This window comes from Vibrio mediterranei (assembly GCF_013364395.1).
Classification (GTDB): domain Bacteria; phylum Pseudomonadota; class Gammaproteobacteria; order Enterobacterales; family Vibrionaceae; genus Vibrio; species Vibrio mediterranei.
Genome location: NZ_JABXGK010000001.1, coordinates 1,613,049 through 1,632,580, shown reverse-complemented (window position 1 = coordinate 1,632,580; position 19,532 = coordinate 1,613,049). Strand labels below are relative to the sequence as shown.

The window sequence follows — 19,532 nt, the reverse complement described above, 5'->3', positions numbered from 1 at the left end:
CGTTTGACTCTTCTACTACTGGGATAAATAACTGACTACGCGTCCCACTTCTAAGCCTATAAGTGGATTTCATTAGTCGTCAAATTGGTGCGTGACTCTAAACGTTCAGAGTGGACTTCGCAAATAATACGGCATTACCAGAAATACAGACACTGTCCTGAAGCACCTCACCATACAAGATCCCACTTCTTTTAGAAGCTTGTAAGGCCGTGAGTTTTGATTTGCCGAGTCGTTCAGCCCAATATGGCATCAAACCCGCATGAATCGAGCCTGTGACGGGGTCTTCATCACCGCCATTCGCTGGCCAAAAATAGCGAGAAACAAAATCATATTGATCGTCGGAACCTGGAGCTGTCGCGACTACATCATAAGGAGCAAGTGTTTTTAGTGGCTCATTTTGCGTTGTTAAAGAGACAACATGTTGTTTTGACTCGTAAATAGCGAAATATGCTTGCTTACTTCGTAGCACCTTAGATGGTTCTATAGATAGTCCTCGAACAAGCGCTTCTGGAACCTCGTCTATTTCACAAGGCATAAGAATGGGAAACGTCATCTCTATTCGCTCACAAGCTCCTTGTACCACGATTAGGTCACCGACATCGTTGGTAGAAAAACGAATTTCGCCAGTGTGAGACAAGTCATTGAACAGTACAAACGCGGACGCCAATGTGGCATGGCCACAGAAATCAATTTCAGTGATTGGAGAAAACCATCGAATATAGTAGTGGTTGTGATCAAGACGTTTAAGATAAGCGGTTTCAGATAAGTTGTTTTCTGCTGCAACGTTAAGCATCCATTCATCGTCAGGGTACTCCTCAACGAGGATAACAGCTGCACTGTTGCCCTTGAATGGCTGTGTGGTAAAAGCATCGACAATCCATTGCGTGGTCATGATTTTCCTTAGAGTTGACTATTGATAATTACAAAGTTCGATAAGATTACCGTCTGGATCGCGCAGGTAAATTGACAATATGCTGCCCGTAGCGCCTGTGCGATTGACAGGCTCTGTGAATACGTCAATACCTTTAGAAATGAGTATCTGTTTAGCTTGTCCAACCGGAGTGTCTATTACAAAACACAAGTCTTCACTTCCCGGCACTGCAAAGGTTGCTTTAGGTTCTATCTCTTGTCCCTTGATATGCAGATTGATCTTCTGAGAACCAAAATGAAGCGCATGCCGATTATCACCAAATGTTTCATATCTCATTCCTAGCGTTTCATAAAACTCCACAGATGATTGCAAATCAGCAACTGTGAGTACGAGATGATCAATCGATTGAATGTTCATAAATTCCCTCTAACTTGCTCGATTGGTATAAGCGATTCTCTTGCGATAAATTCGGTACACTAACGCTAAAACTAGGCATGCTGCCGCAGGGACAACGAGCGCCATAAACGCTAAATTCCGATACAACAGAGCACCCACTATACCGCCAACGATGAACCCCGTTAATATGGTGACAAACAGCTTGGCCTTTCGTTTATCAAATGTCTCGCCTCTTAATGTCGAACCAATCATGATTCCCAAATCAGTAACGATACCAGTGACATGAGTCGTTCTAACTACCGCTCCACTAAACGTGGTTGCCAAGGCGTTTTGCAACCCACATGCAGCTGAAGCAAAGTAGGTTCCACTTTGAGAACCATTGAGTAGTAAATAAGTGGCGATCAGCAAAAATAGACTTTCAATGCAAAGAAGCCACTCGTATTGGCGACCGAGCTTTAGCGACACATTTGAAATAAATAGACCAGAAATCGCCGACCCTGCTAGGAAGCTAACGATAATTGCGAACATATGACCTGCAAGAGACCAATCGTGAATCAGTTGAGTACCTAATAGTGTTGCAGTACCAGATAAATGTGAGATGGCCTGATGCTGAAACCCCATGAGCCCTACAGCATTCACTGTCCCTGCTAGTAAAGAGAGAACAAACGCACCCGACTCAATCCAACGAGGTAACTTAGATATCACAACAATCACCTATCTCAACAACATAACTCAGAAGGCAGCATCATAGACCTATTTCATCTGCTGTCTTTGATTTAAAGCACATAATGTGTTGAGGACCAGCTTGACCACCCAGATATAGTTCTTTCGTATCAATAAATCCTACTGCTAAATAAAGTTGATACGCCGCCTTGTTTTTACAGTTAACGGTCAAATATAGGTCATTGTATTCAGTGCCCAGCCAAGCGTTAAACTCTTTGACTAAAAGCTTTAAACACATCTTAGCGAGACCTCTACCCTGAAACCGCGAATCGATAAAAAAAGCGCGAAGGCCAGTAGCATTCTCCAACGTAGTTCCTAATGTAACTTGGTATGCCTCATCAAGTAGGAAAAAACCTGCAGGAGTCTCGCCCGAATAGATTACCCATTGACTCTCCTTGGGGTAACCTAAACTGCTCTGAATAATATCGGATACTACACCCACAAAAGGCAACTGTTCATCTGACACAGCTAGTGCTAACACATTTTCCGATATTGGATGGGTTAAACGTCTTACAGCAATACTCATAAAGTAACTCCATGTTCACACCAATCAAACTCCATCTGTTTTGCTGTTTTAAGTGCGATGTCACGTCCGCGCAATTTTTCAACCAACCTCAAGCTCATATCAATCCCAGCAGAAATACCAGCTGATGTGACAATGTCACCGCAATCTACCCAACGTGTATCATTGATAATGGTTAACTCCGGAAACAGGTGTTGTAGTTCATTTTGATCTTCCCAGTGAGTCGTGACAGTTTGGTTAGAAAGGACACCCGATTTCGCCAGCAAAAATGCGCCTGTACACACAGAAGCCACAAGCGTAGAGTTAGCTGCTGTCTCTCTCACCCAATCTAATACGCGAGTGTTTTCCATCTCTTGGATATGAACCCCACCGGGGACAATCAGTACATCAATTGCCGGATGACTGTAGATGGAATAGTCGGATTGGATTTTAAGACCACCTCTTGCTAAGACGGTACCTTGTGTTTGAGATAGAAGGCTGACTGACCATTTGTCTTCTTCGTTCAGAAACCGATTCGCCGTAGAAAAGACTTCAAAAGGCCCAGCAAAGTCTAATACCTCTACATCACGATACACATAGATTCCAACATTCATCACAGCCTCCATTCTGTTAAGATACTGTTACCTACAGTATTGAGTTACAAAGATTATTTCAACCTTTGTAACCCAAACCATAAGTATTGGATAACGTCAAAGGCATCTCACTCACAACAAATGAAATCGTTGTTCTAAATAAAAAAGACGCCGAAGCGTCTTTTTTATTGGTTAGGCAAGATGCGAAGGCAAATCTTTACGTTCATAAGCATCAGCAAACCCGTGGTTTCTATCTCTATGACCGGCTTCATCCTGCCTGATTCTTAAAACAACATCACGCAACAGTGCATCGTCCGCTAACTGGTAATAATCGATCGCAATTTTGGGAGCCGGTATGTTCTCTATGTACCCTTCGTCTATCTTCTCTAGGTATTCTGTATAGCTTTTACAGGCTTCTTCTTCAAAATAACCTACAACTCGATGTGCAACTTTGGAAGAGAGTAAATAGATAATCGAGTAAACAACAATAAACACGCCCTGACCCAGTAGAACTATGAGCCTCTCCAACCAACTGGGTTTGGCAATATCTAGAAAAATCATTAAGTGCATTCGCTCATTTTCAGCCTCGTCTAAAAGCTCTCGGATCCAACCTTCATCGTCTCTCATACGCCTAAGCGCTTTTAAGTGATTGAACATACCCGCTACCATTCCAGGTACGGCGGCGATGGTTTCCAGAATAACTGCCCTTTTATCGTATTTTTTGCCGTAAAAAAGGTTGAGTACATACTTCAGCAACTTAGTGACAGAAAGAGCGACTTTTTCTGAAACACGTTCAGCTTTCTTGTGCGTCAATTTGAATTCTACCATTACTGATCTCTCCATATGATTAATCTACAAACAACATACATACTTAACGCCATTCATTCAACTATTTTTGAATAACACCAATAATAGTTGAGTTTTTATAGGGTTATTAAGACAAGATCATAAGAAAAAAGGCATTGAAATAGATAATAGTTTCGTTAAATCAGGAGCTTAAATTCAATCATCACTTTTATTGAAAAAGTTGAATCGTAGGGGGAATACTGGCTATCTAAGAATAATTAAGCGAAAGACACTGTCTAGCAGACACAGGCAGTTACACAATTGCGTCACGGCTGAATTTGTTCCCCTTAACAGGGTAAAGGGCATCAGATCATTGCGAGGAGGATTGAAAAGCGTGGATGATTATACGTTTGAGGATAGGTGCAAAAAAGAGCCTCGGTTTAACCAAGGCTCTTTATTGAGAACTGTTTTTAGCTTTGAGCAGGTCGAAGCATGAACCAGTATGGGAAATTTTCACTCTTAGACAGTACTTCAAAGCCTCGACGTTCAAAAGTCTTCACAACTTTCTCACTAGATGCCACGACATAGGTTGGTTTGCCTGCCGCATCTGCTTGGTCAGTGACGGTTTTGATTAACGCACTCGCCAGACCTTTTCCGCCAGCTTTCGGTGACACCCCTAGGCCCCACAACCAATAGCAATCTTGCAACGGTGGCACTGCTAGCATTTGTTCGCAGACTTCTTTTGCCAATTCAATTTTGCACGAGCCCATCATGCGCGTAACAATGGATAGAATCTCCATTTTTTGCATCACATCCGGCTGGTGCTTGCCTGGTGAGCGCATAATAACGCAACCATCGCGCTCAGGAGTGGTGTACACTTCACCACCGGCTAACCCCCACTCGCCAACCGCCCAACGCCAGTAACAATCATGTGCGAAGTCAGCCACCTCGTCTTGGCGTAATGCTGCTTGCATCGCTTCATTATCAGCGTAGGCATCTAGAAACATGTTACATAGATCTGGTACTGCAGAGTAATCGGCTTTGATAATTTGTAATTCAGACATGCTACTTCCTCATGGCGGATTTAAATCGAGATCGTAAGAAAAGAAACACACGCACATTTGCTTGCCTTCTTCCTTCAATAAAACAGCACTTTAAAGCAAAGTCAATATTCTACGATAGTTAATAACATATCGATTAATAAAGCAGCATAACCTGCAAATAGAGGCGTTTTATCTGACGGTATTTGGACAGGTTTGGAGATTGTGAGTTCCGCCAATAAAGCAAAGGCTCCATATAATGAAGCCTTACTTATTATCAAAATTGGCGGTTTAGCCTTTCAACTATAAGGTTGCTATACGTGTCTCTCTTCGCAAAATGTTGCTTGCTTCGCGCGTGGTTTTAACACGATCGCTACTACCGCTGATAATGCTAATGCGAAGCAGTAATAGGAGTTAGAAACCACTTCTAAAGGCGATAATTGGAAAACGGAGCCAAGCAGTAACACTTGAGCACCATAAGGCAGTATTCCTTGAATTACACATGAATAGATATCAAGTAAGCTTGCTGAGCGGCGTGCGGTTACTTTGTTTTCTTGAGCCAATTCTCGAGCCACGCTACCAGAGACGATAATGGCTACGGTATTGTTTGCCGTACACAAATTTACCAGAGAGACTAAGCCTGCAATACCGAACTCACTCGCCTTTCTGTTTGCTTGCGTTGAATGCGTTGACCCAAACTTACGAATCACTTTAGTAATAACTTGCGTTAGAAATGCTAAACCGCCTTGACGACGCATTAGCTCACTCAACCCACCAATTAACATAGACAATAAGAAGATTTCTTGCATGTTGCCAAAGCCGGCATAGATATCTTGAGCAAAGCTTGTCAGTTGGTAGCCCTCAACAGAGGTCAAACTTATCGTACCCGCAAGCAGAATACCTACGGTTAAAACAACAAATACGTTTAATCCAGAGACGGCCAATACCAAAATCGCAATGTAAGGCATGACTTTAAACCACTCAATGTCTCCAGTTTCCGGTAACTGAGTCGCAGAACTATTCAATGCGAAAATCACTAAAGCAATAAACGCTGCAGGAATAGCAATACGTATATTTTCTTTAAATTTATCTTTCATTTCACACCCTTGCGAACGTGTCGCAGCTATGGTTGTGTCGGAAATAATAGATAAGTTATCACCAAACATAGCGCCACTTAGTACGACACCCGCAGTCAGTGGAACACTCATGCCCGCAGATTCTGCAATACCAAGTGCAACAGGGGCAACGGCGGCTATAGTACCCATTGATGTCCCCATTGCAGTCGCAATGAAAGCTGAAATAAGGAATATACCAGGAAGAATCATGCTTGTTGGAATGGCTGATAACCCAAGATTCACTGTCGCATCAACACCTCCAGAGGCTTTCGCTACGGCAGCAAACGCACCCGCTAACAAATAAATCATGCACATGGCAATGATATCCTGATGCCCCACACCTTTAATAAACTGCTCAATAGCTTTGTTCAGTGTTTCTTTACTTAAAACGATCGCCAAAACCACCGCTGGTAATGCAGCAATTGGCGCAGGAAGTTGATAAAACGCGAAATCTACACCTTGTAAGGATAAATAGGTCCCTACACCTATAAATAATGTCAGGAATAGCACAAGAGGAAACAGTGCTATAGGTGAAGGAACAATAGATTGGTTGTTTTTATTCGTTTTGGTCATATCAAAAGTGGCAGCAATAACAGGAAGGCGTGCAGCATAATGCCGCCATTAAGACATGTCAACGTCTAGACGTCCAAATGTCCATGCACCATTCCACTGTATGATAAAACAGCTAAACGAAAGCGAGGTAAATACTGAAAGAAATAAAACACCCGCATCACGTGGATAATACCGCTGAGAATGCTCAATGTTCGTTGCCATACACTCTCTCGGGTGGTCTAATAAGAGTTATTCAAGCATCATTTTATCATGCTTAGTCTATGATTTAAGGAACCATTTCTAATGTCCCAACACCAACCCACTTATTTCTTTTTCGATTATGAAACATGGGGAGTGAGCCCTGCTAAGGACAGACCTTGTCAGTTTGCGGGTGTACGGACGGATGAGAACTTTAATATCATTGGTGAGCCATTGGTTATTTACTGCCAGCCACCATCGGACTACTTACCTTCTCCCGAAGCAGCATTAATCACAGGTATCACACCACAACTTTGTCAGGAGAAAGGGCTCTCAGAACCAGAGTTCATTGCTAAGATTCATCACGAACTAGCCACACCAAACACAACAAGCCTTGGTTACAACAGCATTCGCTTTGACGATGAGGTAACTCGTTATACCTGTTATCGTAACTTCATCGATCCTTACGCATGGAGTTGGCAGAACGGTAACTCACGTTGGGATTTATTGGATGTTATGCGCGCATGCCACGCACTCCGCCCTGAAGGAATTGAATGGCCGGAGAATGACGAAGGGTTTACCAGTTTTAAACTTGAACATCTCTCTGTTGCTAATGGTATCGAACACGAAAATGCTCACGATGCCATGGCAGACGTTATTGCAACGATAGAACTAGCCAAAAAAGTAAAGGCCGCGCAGCCAAAACTGTTTGACTACTTTTATTCGATGCGTCAAAAGCGAAAACTAAACGAACTCGTCGATATCGTGAACATGACACCCTTGATGCATGTATCTGGAATGTTAGGTAAAGAGTGCCAATATACCAGTTGGGTAGTACCTATCGCGTGGCACCCAACCAATCAAAATGCGGTTATCGTTGCTGATCTGGCCAAAGACCCACAACCACTATTAGATTTAGATGTTGATGCATTACATCAGCGCCTATACACCCGACATGATGAACTCGCACCGGACGAGAAACCTGTCCCGCTTAAACTTATTCATCTCAACAAGTGCCCTATTCTCGCGCCGGCCAAAACGCTCACAGCGGAAAATGCAGAGTCCATTGGCATTGACAGAGAGCAGTGTTTGAAGAACCTAGCCCTAATCAAACAACATCCAGAGATCCGTGAAAAACTGATCGGACTATATAGTATTGAGCGCGAGTTTGAGAATGATGGCGACGTAGATACTCAGCTCTACAGCGGCTTTTTCTCGCCAGCAGACAAGAGCGCGATGGATATTATTCGCGAAACGGACCCAAACAATCTATCTGCATTAGACATTAGTTTTAGTGATCCTCGTATTGAACCGCTGCTATTCAGGTACCGTGCACGCAATTTCCCATGGAGCCTTGATGAAACGGAACAAGCTCGCTGGGCAAACCATTGTCGTGAGTTTTTCGAAAGTCGTATTGAAAGCTATATGCTAAATATGGAAAACTTAGTTCACGAACATGAGTCTGACGAGAAGAAACTCGCCATACTAAAATCCGTCTACCGCTACGTGGAGCGTCTCGTTTCTTAACTTCTCCAGCCATGTAGTGACTGTGCAGCCAAACCTCAGGATTCATTCTTTTGGCTGCACTTAAGGAGAGTCGTTACTTTTTATACTAAGAGGAAGCCATGCTCAAAACCGCGCTTCACTATATACTATCGTTCGCTATTATTTTCGTTGCCCTATTTATCGGAAATACCATCCAACATTTACTCGATGTGTCCGTGCCTGGCAGTATATTTGGCATGTTACTGTTATTTGCGGCGATGGCGGGCGGAGTTATCCCGGTTAAACTCGTTCAACCGGGTGCTCACGTGTTCATTCGTTATATGATTTTGTTGTTCGTTCCCATTAGTGTCGGGTTAATGAACCATTTCGATATGTTGATTGCTAACGCTCTGCCGATCTTAGCCGGTGCTATTGGCGGTACACTTATTGTTCTGACCGCACTCTCCGTCTTCCTTGATCGATTCTTAAAGAAGGGAGATAGCTAATATGTGGCTGCTAGTTACTATCGTCGTTTTCTTTGTTGCCCGTTTTATTTCTCAGAAAGTAAAGAATCCACTATTTAATCCGCTACTCCTCAGTATTGCGATTATGATTCCTTTACTCACGTACCTTAAAGTGCCGTTTGACACGTATTACGCGGACAACGAGTGGATCAGCTATCTGCTACAACCCGCAGTGGTTGCACTTGCCTATCCGCTCTATGAGCAACTCCCCCAAATACGTGCTAACTGGAGAATAATCGCGTTAGCATGTGGTGTTGGCAGTGTTGCTTCCATGTTCACGGCTTCAATGCTCGCTGTATGGTTAGGCGCCGACATGCAACTCATCGCTAGTTTGTTGGGTAAATCGGTCACCACGCCTATCGCAATGGAAGTTTCAAGCCATTTAGGTGGGGAGCCGGCCATTGCAGCCATTCTAGTGTTACTCGTCGGATTATTTGGTGCGATATTAGCGTACCCAATTTACAACTTACTCGGTGTCACGCATCCCATTGCAAAAGGATTAACCATGGGCACGGTGTCTCACGCTCTTGGCACAGCCACTTGCGCAGAGAAAGATCCTAGAGACGCGGCATTCAGCTCACTTGCTCTCGTTGTTTGTGGTGTTATCACTTCCATTCTTGCCCCGTCTATGTTCGCATTCTCCCTCTGGTTTGGGACTGTTATCGCTTAACACTTCAGGACTGTATAGCCAGTAAAACTCGTCGTTTACTGGCTACAAATTGTGTGACATCACTCTTATTGCTGAAACATTGCATTAATTGCATTTTTATTTGTGATCATAATCACCCTTATTTCTCACTAACTTGCATAGAATGTCAGTAAACCGCAAAAGATAAAGGACACAGCATGACAGATCGTTTTGAGTCAGCGCTTGCAGATATGCCAGAGCAGATCGTTAACTATCTAAAACCTATCATTACTAAGCCAGAATTTGATGCAACGCTATCACAAGAGCAGTTTGAACAACTGCTTGTTCTTTCTGGCCTAGAAGATGATGAGCTTCGCGTTGCCTTGCTGCCTTTAGCTGCAGCCTATTCATATGCACCTATCTCTGAGTTTTTTGTTGGCGCAATTGCACGTGGGACATCAGGCAAACTGTACTTCGGCGCAAACATGGAGATCATTGGGGCGCAACTTGGTCAAACAGTTCACGCAGAGCAATCCGCTATCAGCCACGCTTGGATGAAGGGTGAAACTGGACTTAAAGATATCACGATTAACTTTAGTCCTTGTGGTCACTGCCGCCAATTTATGAACGAGCTGACCACTGCGGACAAGCTAGTTATTCAATTGCCGCAGCGCGATGCAATGACGCTACAAGAATATTTACCAGAGTCCTTTGGACCTAAAGATCTTGGTATTACCGAAGGGTTAATGAGCCCATTAGCTCACGCTTTAACTACTGACGAAACCGATACGCTCGTCGTATCTGCAGTAGAAGCGTTAAATCGCAGTCATTCACCTTATACTCAAAACCTAAGTGGTGTTGCTATCGCAATGAAAGATGGCTCTGTCTACCAAGGGGCGTATGCTGAGAACGCAGCATTTAATCCTAGCCTTCCACCATTACAGGTAGCGTTTGTTCAGTTGCTTCTAGATGGTCAAAACTTTGAAGACATTCAGCTAGTAGCGCTAGCAGAAGTGTCCAAAGGTAAAATCAGTCACCTTGCAGACACTCAAGCAACACTTGAGGCCATTGACCCAGATATCCAACTAGAATACGTGTCAATTTAGCGCTGCAACTCTCTGATATCGTTTAGCCTCGCTCATGCGGGGCTTTTTTAGGCCAAAATTTATACTGATAATAAAATCTCGCGCAAACGTTTGCTTTCCTGCAATAATCCAGTATGATCCCCCGAAATTCTTCCTCATGAATGCTCAAGGACACTCTATGTTTGGTACTGCTACTCGTGAAAATGCTACACGTGTTTTACTTTTAGGCTCTGGTGAATTAGGTAAAGAAGTTGCCATTGAATGCCAACGACTAGGCTTAGAAGTCATCGCTTGTGACCGATATGCTGACGCCCCTGCAATGCAAGTTGCTCACAGAAGTTATGTGCTCGATATGTTGGACGGCGAAGCACTAGAGGCCATTATCAATCAAGAACAACCCGACTACGTAGTGCCGGAAATCGAAGCCATTGCAACGGACAAGCTAGTCGAGTTAGAAAGTAAAGGCTTAAACGTTGTTCCTACTGCGAATGCAACCAAGCTAACCATGAATCGTGAAGGTATCCGTAGACTGGCGGCTGAAGAACTCGGCCTGAATACCTCTCCTTACCAATTTGCAGACAGCTACGAAGACTTTAAAGCGGCTGTAGAAAATGTCGGTGTACCATGTGTAGTGAAACCAGTTATGAGTTCTTCTGGTAAAGGTCAAAGTGTTATCAAGTCAGAATCCGACATTGAGAAAGCCTGGACCTACGCTCAAGAAGGTGGCCGTACTGGCGCAGGTCGAGTCATTGTTGAAGGTTTTATCGATTTCGATTACGAAATTACTTTATTGACCGTACGCGCTGTCGATGGCGTTCACTTTTGTGCTCCTGTGGGTCACCGTCAAGAAGATGGTGATTACCGCGAATCTTGGCAGCCTCAGGCGATGTCAGCTAATGCAATAAAAGCGGCAGAATATACGGCAGAGCAAGTGGTTAACGCGCTGGGTGGCTATGGTATTTTTGGTGTAGAACTGTTTGTTAAGGGCGATAAAGTTATTTTCAATGAAGTATCACCTCGCCCACATGATACAGGTCTAGTCACGCTGATTTCTCAAGACATGTCGGAGTTTGCATTACACGTGCGTGCTTTTACCGGCCTACCAATTAACGGCATCACCCAATATGGTCCTGCAGCTTCCGCTGTTGTTCTCGGCCAAGGCACATCTAACAATATCCGTTACGAAGGCCTTGATGAAGCTTTAAGTCTTCCACAAACTCAAATCCGCCTCTTTGGAAAACCAGATATTGATGGGCGTCGTCGTTTAGGCGTTGTACTTACTAAGCGTAAATCTCTAGAGACAGCAGTCGATGAGGCTGTCGAATGCGCTAAGAAAGTAAAAGTTATCTACTAACACGAGCGCTTTTACGTAATGGAATGACCAATGGGCTCCAACAGAATGCTAGAGCCCATTGGCGTATTTAGTGCTTATTATCTAGATTCAGACCAAACAGCAAACTCGTTGCCACTTGGCTCGATGAAATGAAAGCGGCAGCCACCCGGAAAGTCGAAAATATCCCGTACTATACAGCCACCATTTTGTTTCACCCGCTCCAGTGTTTCGGAAATCGCCGCGCTGTAGAAAACCAGCAACGCCCCACCCTGTTGAGCTTTTGAACTTAACTCTGCGCGATAAAATCCGCCGTTAAGTCCTTGGTTTGAAAAGGCTGTATAATCAGGTCCATAATCCTCAAACGTCCAACCAAATGCCGCTTCAAAAAACGCTTTTGTCGCGGAAATATCGGCCGCTGCAAACTCAACATAATCCAATTTATCGTGTGTACTCATCAATTCATCCTTGCCGCTCTGATAATTCAATCATAAAACACGTTCACTATAATAATTGTGAGTAAACGTTTGTTTCCAAAACAAACAATTATCTGACCACAGAGACAATAAATTATGGTGCGAAATGACAAACTTCTTTATCATTCATCATGGTTATTTATAAAACATGGAATCTTACGTGCAACGCTATCAGACTGAAGCTAAAAATCTCATCAAACTTGCCTCCCCCGTTCTCATTGCCTCAATTGCTCAAACCGGTATGGGGTTTGTCGACACTATTATGGCAGGTGGTGTGAGTGCCGTTGATATGGCGGCGGTTTCCATTGCCGCCAGTGTTTGGCTTCCTTCTATTCTTTTCGGTATAGGTCTGTTGATGGCCTTGGTACCCGTTGTTGCACAACTCAATGGCGCTGGAAAGCAAAAGCAGATCCCTTATGAAATCCATCAAGGTTTCATCATGGCTCTGCTTATTAGTGTTCCAATCGTGTTAGTCCTATTACAAATAGAAACCATACTCGATTTAATGAGTGTCGAAACCATCATGGCCGACAAAACCGTAGGCTACATTTACGCGGTTATTTTCGCTGTCCCTGCTTTCCTGTTGTTCCAAGCACTACGTAGTTACACAGACGGAATGTCGCTGACAAAGCCCGCTATGGTTATTGGTTTTATTGGCTTACTGATCAATATTCCACTTAACTGGATCTTTGTTTACGGGAAATTTGGTGCTCCAGCTTTAGGCGGCGTTGGATGTGGCGTTGCGACCACAATCGTCTATTGGATCATGTTCTTTATGATGTTGTTTTATGCCGTCACTACTGAGCGTCTCAAGCACATTGAACTTTTCAAAACTTGGCATAAACCAGAACGTAAAGCACAGGTTCGTTTATTTAAGCTTGGCTTTCCTATCGCTGCTGCAATCTTTTTTGAAGTATCTCTTTTTGCAGTGGTCTCATTGCTTGTCGCGCCACTTGGCTCACTTGTCGTGGCGTCGCATCAAGTGGCAATGAACTTTTCATCTTTGGTCTTTATGATCCCAATGAGTATCGGTGCAGCAGTCAGTATCCGCGTTGGACATAAACTGGGTGAAACTGATACAGCTGGAGCAGTCATTGCTTGTCGTGTCGGCCTCGGAGTGGGCCTTGGGGCCGCTATTTTCACCGCAATCTGTACGTTGATCTTTAAGCAACAAATCGTTCACCTTTATACCGACAATGTAGAAGTAGTAGCGCTAGCAATGCACCTGTTGATTTTTGCAGCCATCTATCAATGTACAGACGCAATCCAAGTTGTTGCAGCGGGCGCATTGCGTGGCTATAAAGACATGAAAGCCATTTTTAATCGTACATTTATCGCCTATTGGCTAATTGGATTACCGTTAGGCTACGTTCTCGGAATGACCGATTTAATTATCGAGCCAATGGGAATTGTTGGTTTCTGGATTGGCTTTATTGCTGGTCTATCAAGTGCCGCTATCATGCTCACTATCCGACTGCTATGGATGCACCGTCAAAACGATGAGTTACAACTCGAATACGCGAGCCGCTAGCTTTAGAGCATCGATAAGTTTATTAAGGGTGATCAAAGATAGACTACGCTTACGTAATACCTAGATACGTAATATAACGCGCAGAAAACTTTGAAAGCACTAACAACACCTCCATCAGCAAAAGCAGTCATGGCGCTTGTTTTTTTCTTAAGCGCCTTGTCTGGATGTATTGAGCAGAAAGGAGCTGAGAGCCGTTTCGAAGACTATTTGTCAAGAATTGCCTCGGTTCAAAACAGCTCCACGTTACCTAGCCCTAGCATCACTTTAATCACCCTTCCTAGCCAACGTGAAATTACTATCGATATTCCACGCACTACCTTGGGCATTATCGACAGTTATCAGCTCAGAAAATGCCATCTCTTTGAGTTGATCGCCGAGCGTAATTCTGTTTTAGGTAAAGTCCAGGATCAATTTCGTGATTTTGACTACCAGATAACATTAATCGACGGTATCGAGCGCTGCTTGTTATCCGACAAAATAGAGCAAAGTGTGAAAGCTCAGCTTGAAGACATTCTGGCCACTAAATACCGTTATCTTCCCAGCTACTTTTCAAATCTTATCTTTACCAGTAATGCTATGCGCGCTCAGCTATCCGGTAATCAGTGGTTAGATGAAGGGATAAGTAGTCAAGCGGCTCAATTACATTCTGCGTTAAATACATTCAATAGTATTGCCGCTTACATTCTCACACAGACCGAAGGAAGCCATACCTTAACCTTACCTCCGTCGATTACACCGTACCAAGAAACATTAGAGAAAACGAAACTTATCGGAAATCTCGCCTATTCTCTTCAAGCGAGTACACAGTGGCTGACGGTAGCCACTCAACAATTACAGAAGTACGATAATAAAATTTTGTGTGGGGCTAACAGAGATACTACCCGCTTTAACTATTTGGTTAATATCTTCAACAACCTATTCATCACCGATATTCAGCCTTACCTCTCGTTTCTCAGTAGCGAGTATCAAGCCATCTCTCGCGAAGTGGTGTTTATCAAGCACGTTTTGGATAAGGTCCAGCAAGATAAGGTGTCGGTTTATCGACTCGACCGCATTTATGATGAGTTCAAAACGGCAAATCAGCAGCATGTATTCTATTGGAAATCGTTGTTTAAGCGCTGTGGTAAAACCCTGACGGAGATAAGACAACCGTAATGGCTACTCTGGATCGCGAATTCGGAAAAATCGAGCAAAGCGTGGTAATCCATTGACTGTCCAACCGTTGTGCTTAAAAGTAATCATGGTTCCGATTTTAGGAGGATTAGTACGTTCTATATCGCTAAATCCACTACCGACATAAAACCGTGCGCCGTCACTGAGTTCGATAAGTAATGCGCCCATCTTTCCTTGATACTTGCCTTTCCCCTCTTTGTAGCCAACCACTAGGCCTTCCATATCTTGTACGGTTTTGACTTTAACAAGTGAATGGTTTCTGCCCGGATGATAGACCTCATGTTTCAGTTTAAGCATCAGCCCTTCAGCCTTGTTCGCTGTTATCGATTCTAAATAATCATCGAGTTCTTTGTGACTTAAAACAGTACGCTGTTCTACACATTGAACATGTCTCAAAGCAACACTTTCACAGTAACGCTTAAGAAACTCATATCGTTGTTCAAAGGTTCCTAAATGCCCAGGAGCGTCAAACAATTTAAAACGAATTTCTTGCCAAGCTTCATTGTCGGGCTTTAGGTCAAGTACTGTATTTTGGACTTTTGAAAACTGCTGTCTTCCCGCCCATAACTCTCCTTCGACCATGATGGCGGGAAGCGAATGTGTAAACCAATCTGGAGCGTTAATTACGCGTCCCGAGCGCGTCACTAACTGTTCTCCTGTCCAAATAGCACGAATACCGTCCAACTTCTCACTAACATAGTACTCGTTTATATTCAGGCTTTGGTCGTAATTGATGGCGTTCACAACGCTAGGTTTAGTGTCCAGGTAGGCGACTCCCTCCGCAAAACCATCCGTTGATAACATCGATATTGATATAATATAGGGCCAATAATTTGCTCTGTTCATTCTACTGTTCTTTAGACGTTAAAATTAACGTTATTCTAGATAACAACAGTATTTTAGTTCGATTATTTCCATGCAAAGTCGAGCTAATTTGAATGATCTAGTAGCTAGGAATATATCAATTACAATTGAGTTTGAAGTAACTCGATAGAATATATTCTTATCGATAAAAATATCATTGTTCCGCGCAGAAATACGCCTCACCAATTAACGTACTACTGTAAGTACCTTTACTACTAGACATACCAAATGAATTTTTGTCCGCATAAGCGTACAGACCATCGTTACTATTATCTACACTCTTTTGTAGTACAACGACATTCGCTCCTAGTTTATGTGCCTCGTTTTTCAGCTGGTTTCTAGCACCAACCAGAATGTTTCTGTCACTTGTAAAATCGGCGGTAAACCAATTACCTTGCGTTCCATCGACTTCACCTAAGTACAAGCAATTTGCAGGTGCAGAATCGACAATTCTGACCGATTTAGCATCTTGGTTAATGGGCTTAGCAGAGCAACCAACCATTAAAGTAATGACTAGTAATAATGTGGAGTTTTTCATTTATTCACCAATCTAAAGATACGATTCTTATGAAGCCCGCATATTACAATCAGATTGATAGATCATAGAATCAGAGTGTGAATGACATTCACTTCATAATTCAGGGAGGAGATTAATTGGCAAAGTATTTTTAGATATTTCTACTTTGCCAATCCTTGAATGTTATTGAATTCCGAGTTCGCTTTTCAACGTCGCAATATGGTTGAGATCCATATTATGCACTTTCAACATCTGCTCGATTTGGCTAATACGTGATGTGGCAGAATCATAACGGTCACATGAATCTGACTTTGCATCCCAAGATGTGCCTTCCAGGAATAGATCACAATCCTTCTTCCAGCGTTTCAAGTTTGGAGTCAGCTGCGATTTTTCTTGTTCCAACTTAGCCACTTCAGTTTTCAGTTCTGCTTCTCGCTTAAATAGCTCTTGAGACTGTTCGAACATCGAACTTTGGATATCCGTTTTACGTTCCAGTTGAACATTCTGTTTTTTCTGCTGCGCTAGTTTCTTACCTTGAGCACTCAACTGGTTTTCGAGTTGCTGGTTATCGGCTTCAAGTTTGGAAATCTGCTCATTCAAAGCATCTACTTGTTGCTGATGTTGTTCCACTTTCTCTTCCACCACTTTGCGCAACTTTAATTGTGACTCTGACTCGGCTAAAGCAAGTTTTTCATCCAAGTTAGATTGTTGAGTTTGAGTTTTGACTAGTGCTTGCTGGTATTGGGTATCGAGCTCTTTATATCGCTGCTGCCAGTCATTTTGCGTGACTGCCGAGCCAATAAGACCACCAGCTGCTAAACCCAGCACCGCGGCGATGCCAATATACAACCTCGCACGGGTATCTTTCTGTTCGATGACGACGACATCATCATTTTCGACCGGCTGATTTTCAGGTTGTTTATCCACTCTAACCTCTTTAAAAGTTGTTCATAGGTTTATCGAATTAACTCAGATATGACCAAGGTTGCCGTATAAATAACAAACGCAGACAGCACCGTAATCACCACACCTTTCTGTACCTTCTCATTGGTTCTATATCGAAACAGTAAAAAGGCCAGAGCCACTAGAAACGCAATTGCAATCAATCGAGTCATAAACATCTCCTTTGCACTAACGGCTACATTTTAAGCAAAAGTAGTGAATTTCCAGAGAGTTAACTGTACTACTCATCACTTTAGCGTACAACTTCAATTCTAAAGTCAGAAACATGTTCAAATATACCAAATGGAACGATCTACGCCCTATTTTGGCTCAAATAAATTGTAAAATTATTCATGACATCGTTTTTTATTTACGATAGGATTGCCGTCACAGATTATCTAGTCACTAGATATTTGTTCCGTTGAAGACTGCAGGAGAGTGGTTTATTAACCTTGCATTAACATTTGGTTAGTATGACCCGCCGAAGAAGTAAATCTTTCAGGTGCTTTATTCTGAGAAATCAGAACTTATCTTAGATAAGGATAAAGTGAGGACTGTAGTTGGAGGAACCTCTGGAGAGAACCGTTAAATCGGTCGCCGAAGGAGCAAGCTCATTTCATGTAATGAGTGAAACTCTCAGGCAAAAGGACAGAGGAGAGAATAGCACCATTGAACAACTCATATTTCTACTGTAACGAACAACCGTTTACGGTCAATACTGAGTGGTAATGAACTCAGATCATTTTCGGTCTGTGGATTACTGCCCTTCTCTCTTCTCCTTAAGTTTTGTTTTATTAAGGGGAAATCATGAACGACCTTCAATCTTTACTACAAGCTATCGACTCTTTTGTATGGGGACCACCATTACTCATTTTGCTTGTTGGTACTGGCGTATACTTCACGTTTAGACTTGGCTTACTTCAATTTAGACATCTTCCAACCGCGCTCAAGCTCGTATTCAGCAAAGACAAATCCAGTAATGGTGATGTTTCTAGCTTCGCTGCATTGTGTACCGCTTTATCAGCGACAATAGGGACTGGTAACATCGTAGGCGTTGCAACTGCAATTAAGCTAGGCGGCCCAGGTGCTTTATTCTGGATGTGGTTAGCGGCGCTGTTTGGTATGGCTACTAAGTATGCCGAATGCTTGCTCGCCGTTAAATATCGCAAAGTAGACGATAAAGGACAGATGCTTGGCGGACCTATGTACTATCTGCGCGATGGTGTTGGTTCTAAGTTCCTAGCCACGATGTTTGCTGTCTTTGCTCTTGGTGTAGCTTGTTTTGGTATTGGTACCTTTCCGCAAGTCAACGCTATTCTGGATGCAAGCCACATTTCTTTCGGTATCTCTCGCGAGATCTCCGCTTCGGTTCTTACTCTTCTTGTTGCCTTTGTAACCTTAGGTGGTATCAAGTCTATTGCTAATGTGGCAGGTAAAGTCGTACCGACCATGGCGGTGTTTTATGTACTAGCCTGCTCGAGCGTTATAGTCATGAACGCCGAGCAACTAGGTGCCGCAATTCAACTTGTCGTAGTATCTGCATTTACTAGCACAGCGGCAACAGGGGGCTTCGTTGGGGCCAGCATAATGCTGGCAATTCAATCCGGTATTGCTCGTGGTGTATTCTCTAACGAGAGTGGTCTAGGCAGTGCGCCAATGGCGGCGGCGGCGGCTAAAACTGATAGCTGTGTTCGCCAAGGCCTTATCTCTATGACGGGTACGTTCATCGACACAATCATTATCTGTACCATGACAGGCCTTGCATTGATTTTAACTGGTGCGTGGCAAAGTGATTTTGCTGGCGCAGCTATGACCACTCATGCTTTTGCTGTCGGTCTAAATTCGGATACTCTCGGTCCTCTACTGGTATCGATCGGACTGATATTCTTCGCGTTTACTACTATTCTTGGCTGGAATTACTATGGTGAACGTTGCGTTGTATTCCTCATGGGCACCAAGGCGGTATTACCTTATAAGATCATCTTCGTTGGTTTGGTCGCGTCTGGCGCTTTCTTGCACCTAGATATAATTTGGATTATTGCCGACATCGTGAATGGCTTAATGGCGGTGCCTAACCTAATTGGATTGGTGTTGCTCAGAAATGTCGTTATTGAAGAGACTAAACTCTACTTTGCTTCGACCTCTAAAGACAAGCGTGAGGCTGTTATTGCATAGAGTCATCAACTCTTAAATTAGAAAAG

The 19,532-nt window shown here is 43.3% G+C and carries 22 protein-coding genes and 1 riboswitch; of the genes, 8 read left to right on the top strand and 14 right to left on the bottom strand.

Annotation, left to right across the window (positions count from 1 at the left end; translation table 11 throughout):
• Positions 1-97: 97 nt before the first annotated feature.
• From HOP38_RS07720 to HOP38_RS07680, 9 genes are all read right to left on the bottom strand, one after another.
• Positions 98-892 (bottom strand): PhzF family phenazine biosynthesis protein, encoded by a 795-nt coding sequence (locus HOP38_RS07720; RefSeq protein WP_198557796.1) that lies wholly within the window; start codon positions 890-892, stop codon positions 98-100.
• An 18-nt stretch (positions 893-910) separates the two neighbouring features.
• Positions 911-1,288, bottom strand: a complete 378-nt coding sequence (locus HOP38_RS07715) for a VOC family protein (protein ID WP_031496537.1) — start codon at positions 1,286-1,288, stop codon at positions 911-913.
• Positions 1,289-1,297: 9 nt separating this feature from the next.
• Positions 1,298-1,972, bottom strand: coding sequence for a YoaK family protein (locus HOP38_RS07710; RefSeq protein WP_038230619.1), 675 nt, complete (start codon positions 1,970-1,972; stop codon positions 1,298-1,300).
• Between the two features lie 40 nt (positions 1,973-2,012).
• Complete coding sequence (locus HOP38_RS07705; RefSeq protein ID WP_198557795.1) at positions 2,013-2,516, bottom strand: GNAT family N-acetyltransferase; 504 nt, start codon at positions 2,514-2,516, stop codon at positions 2,013-2,015.
• The gene (locus HOP38_RS07700) at positions 2,513-3,106 is read right to left on the bottom strand and encodes a DJ-1/PfpI family protein (RefSeq protein WP_096995712.1); all 594 of its coding nucleotides are present in this window, start codon (positions 3,104-3,106) and stop codon (positions 2,513-2,515) included. The genes HOP38_RS07705 and HOP38_RS07700 overlap by 4 nt, the downstream gene beginning before the upstream one ends.
• A gap of 171 nt (positions 3,107-3,277) precedes the next feature.
• Positions 3,278-3,913: an alternative oxidase gene (locus HOP38_RS07695; protein WP_062460570.1), complete on the bottom strand. Its 636-nt coding sequence runs from the start codon at positions 3,911-3,913 to the stop codon at positions 3,278-3,280.
• A gap of 428 nt (positions 3,914-4,341) precedes the next feature.
• Positions 4,342-4,935 (bottom strand): GNAT family N-acetyltransferase, encoded by a 594-nt coding sequence (locus HOP38_RS07690; RefSeq protein ID WP_006072464.1) that lies wholly within the window; start codon positions 4,933-4,935, stop codon positions 4,342-4,344.
• Positions 4,936-5,225: 290 nt separating this feature from the next.
• Positions 5,226-6,599: a Na+/H+ antiporter NhaC family protein gene (locus tag HOP38_RS07685; RefSeq protein WP_198557794.1), complete on the bottom strand. Its 1,374-nt coding sequence runs from the start codon at positions 6,597-6,599 to the stop codon at positions 5,226-5,228.
• 48 nt (positions 6,600-6,647) lie between these two features.
• Entirely contained in the window at positions 6,648-6,800 is a 153-nt protein-coding gene (locus tag HOP38_RS07680; RefSeq protein ID WP_198557793.1) for a hypothetical protein, read from the bottom strand.
• A gap of 81 nt (positions 6,801-6,881) precedes the next feature.
• Here HOP38_RS07680 and sbcB point away from each other — a divergent pair, with 81 nt between their 5' ends.
• The 5 genes from sbcB to purT all read left to right on the top strand — a co-directional run bounded on the left by sbcB (position 6,882) and on the right by purT (position 11,852).
• Positions 6,882-8,303 carry an exodeoxyribonuclease I gene (sbcB, locus tag HOP38_RS07675; RefSeq protein WP_062460577.1) on the top strand — a complete coding sequence of 474 codons (1,422 nt, stop codon included), beginning with the start codon at positions 6,882-6,884 and terminating at the stop codon, positions 8,301-8,303.
• Between the two features lie 98 nt (positions 8,304-8,401).
• Complete coding sequence (locus HOP38_RS07670) at positions 8,402-8,767, top strand: CidA/LrgA family protein (RefSeq protein WP_006072459.1); 366 nt, start codon at positions 8,402-8,404, stop codon at positions 8,765-8,767.
• 1 nt (position 8,768) lies between these two features.
• On the top strand, positions 8,769-9,455 hold the full coding sequence (locus HOP38_RS07665) for a CidB/LrgB family autolysis modulator (RefSeq protein ID WP_006072457.1): 687 nt from the start codon (positions 8,769-8,771) through the stop codon (positions 9,453-9,455).
• A gap of 176 nt (positions 9,456-9,631) precedes the next feature.
• Positions 9,632-10,519, top strand: a complete 888-nt coding sequence (gene cdd / locus HOP38_RS07660) for a cytidine deaminase (protein ID WP_006072456.1) — start codon at positions 9,632-9,634, stop codon at positions 10,517-10,519.
• A gap of 157 nt (positions 10,520-10,676) precedes the next feature.
• On the top strand, positions 10,677-11,852 hold the full coding sequence (gene purT / locus HOP38_RS07655; protein WP_006072453.1) for a formate-dependent phosphoribosylglycinamide formyltransferase: 1,176 nt from the start codon (positions 10,677-10,679) through the stop codon (positions 11,850-11,852).
• A 77-nt stretch (positions 11,853-11,929) separates the two neighbouring features.
• Here purT and HOP38_RS07650 read toward each other — a convergent pair whose 3' ends face one another.
• Positions 11,930-12,286: a VOC family protein gene (locus tag HOP38_RS07650; RefSeq protein WP_006072452.1), complete on the bottom strand. Its 357-nt coding sequence runs from the start codon at positions 12,284-12,286 to the stop codon at positions 11,930-11,932.
• A gap of 178 nt (positions 12,287-12,464) precedes the next feature.
• Here HOP38_RS07650 and HOP38_RS07645 point away from each other — a divergent pair, with 178 nt between their 5' ends.
• A complete protein-coding gene (locus HOP38_RS07645; RefSeq protein WP_006072451.1) occupies positions 12,465-13,835 on the top strand; it encodes an MATE family efflux transporter in 1,371 nt (456 codons plus the stop codon).
• A 90-nt stretch (positions 13,836-13,925) separates the two neighbouring features.
• Positions 13,926-14,990 carry a DUF3080 family protein gene (locus HOP38_RS07640; RefSeq protein ID WP_198557792.1) on the top strand — a complete coding sequence of 355 codons (1,065 nt, stop codon included), beginning with the start codon at positions 13,926-13,928 and terminating at the stop codon, positions 14,988-14,990.
• Between the two features lie 3 nt (positions 14,991-14,993).
• Here HOP38_RS07640 and HOP38_RS07635 read toward each other — a convergent pair whose 3' ends face one another.
• From HOP38_RS07635 to HOP38_RS07620, 4 genes are all read right to left on the bottom strand, one after another.
• Positions 14,994-15,854 (bottom strand): DNA ligase, encoded by an 861-nt coding sequence (locus tag HOP38_RS07635; protein ID WP_006072449.1) that lies wholly within the window; start codon positions 15,852-15,854, stop codon positions 14,994-14,996.
• A 172-nt stretch (positions 15,855-16,026) separates the two neighbouring features.
• The gene (locus HOP38_RS07630) at positions 16,027-16,410 is read right to left on the bottom strand and encodes a DUF4156 domain-containing protein (protein ID WP_038222565.1); all 384 of its coding nucleotides are present in this window, start codon (positions 16,408-16,410) and stop codon (positions 16,027-16,029) included.
• 162 nt (positions 16,411-16,572) lie between these two features.
• On the bottom strand, positions 16,573-17,316 hold the full coding sequence (locus HOP38_RS07625) for a chromosome partitioning protein ParA (protein WP_198557791.1): 744 nt from the start codon (positions 17,314-17,316) through the stop codon (positions 16,573-16,575).
• Positions 17,317-17,345: 29 nt separating this feature from the next.
• Positions 17,346-17,504, bottom strand: a complete 159-nt coding sequence (locus tag HOP38_RS07620; protein ID WP_006072438.1) for a hypothetical protein — start codon at positions 17,502-17,504, stop codon at positions 17,346-17,348.
• Between the two features lie 389 nt (positions 17,505-17,893).
• A riboswitch (glycine riboswitch) is annotated at positions 17,894-17,993 on the top strand.
• Between the two features lie 145 nt (positions 17,994-18,138).
• Between HOP38_RS07620 and HOP38_RS07615 the strand changes: the two genes are divergently transcribed.
• On the top strand, positions 18,139-19,506 hold the full coding sequence (locus HOP38_RS07615; RefSeq protein ID WP_006072436.1) for an alanine/glycine:cation symporter family protein: 1,368 nt from the start codon (positions 18,139-18,141) through the stop codon (positions 19,504-19,506).
• The last annotated feature ends 26 nt before the right edge of the window (positions 19,507-19,532 follow it).

Excerpts from the sequence above, each read along its gene's own strand:
- HOP38_RS07620 (WP_006072438.1), bottom strand. The coding sequence starts at position 17,504 with ATGACTCGATTGATTGCAATTGCGTTTCTAGTGGCTCTGGCCTTTTTA.
- HOP38_RS07630 (WP_038222565.1), bottom strand. The coding sequence starts at position 16,410 with ATGAAAAACTCCACATTATTACTAGTCATTACTTTAATGGTTGGTTGC.
- HOP38_RS07680 (WP_198557793.1), bottom strand. The coding sequence starts at position 6,800 with ATGGCAACGAACATTGAGCATTCTCAGCGGTATTATCCACGTGATGCG.
- HOP38_RS07690 (WP_006072464.1), bottom strand. The coding sequence starts at position 4,935 with ATGTCTGAATTACAAATTATCAAAGCCGATTACTCTGCAGTACCAGAT.
- HOP38_RS07665 (WP_006072457.1), top strand. The coding sequence starts at position 8,769 with ATGTGGCTGCTAGTTACTATCGTCGTTTTCTTTGTTGCCCGTTTTATT.
- HOP38_RS07700 (WP_096995712.1), bottom strand. The coding sequence starts at position 3,106 with ATGAATGTTGGAATCTATGTGTATCGTGATGTAGAGGTATTAGACTTT.
- purT (WP_006072453.1), top strand. The coding sequence starts at position 10,677 with ATGTTTGGTACTGCTACTCGTGAAAATGCTACACGTGTTTTACTTTTA.
- HOP38_RS07715 (WP_031496537.1), bottom strand. The coding sequence starts at position 1,288 with ATGAACATTCAATCGATTGATCATCTCGTACTCACAGTTGCTGATTTG.
- HOP38_RS07615 (WP_006072436.1), top strand. The coding sequence starts at position 18,139 with ATGAACGACCTTCAATCTTTACTACAAGCTATCGACTCTTTTGTATGG.
- HOP38_RS07695 (WP_062460570.1), bottom strand. The coding sequence starts at position 3,913 with ATGGTAGAATTCAAATTGACGCACAAGAAAGCTGAACGTGTTTCAGAA.
- HOP38_RS07650 (WP_006072452.1), bottom strand. The coding sequence starts at position 12,286 with ATGAGTACACACGATAAATTGGATTATGTTGAGTTTGCAGCGGCCGAT.
- HOP38_RS07670 (WP_006072459.1), top strand. The coding sequence starts at position 8,402 with ATGCTCAAAACCGCGCTTCACTATATACTATCGTTCGCTATTATTTTC.
- HOP38_RS07720 (WP_198557796.1), bottom strand. The coding sequence starts at position 892 with ATGACCACGCAATGGATTGTCGATGCTTTTACCACACAGCCATTCAAG.
- HOP38_RS07635 (WP_006072449.1), bottom strand. The coding sequence starts at position 15,854 with ATGAACAGAGCAAATTATTGGCCCTATATTATATCAATATCGATGTTA.
- HOP38_RS07705 (WP_198557795.1), bottom strand. The coding sequence starts at position 2,516 with ATGAGTATTGCTGTAAGACGTTTAACCCATCCAATATCGGAAAATGTG.
- HOP38_RS07685 (WP_198557794.1), bottom strand. The coding sequence starts at position 6,599 with ATGACCAAAACGAATAAAAACAACCAATCTATTGTTCCTTCACCTATA.
- sbcB (WP_062460577.1), top strand. The coding sequence starts at position 6,882 with ATGTCCCAACACCAACCCACTTATTTCTTTTTCGATTATGAAACATGG.
- cdd (WP_006072456.1), top strand. The coding sequence starts at position 9,632 with ATGACAGATCGTTTTGAGTCAGCGCTTGCAGATATGCCAGAGCAGATC.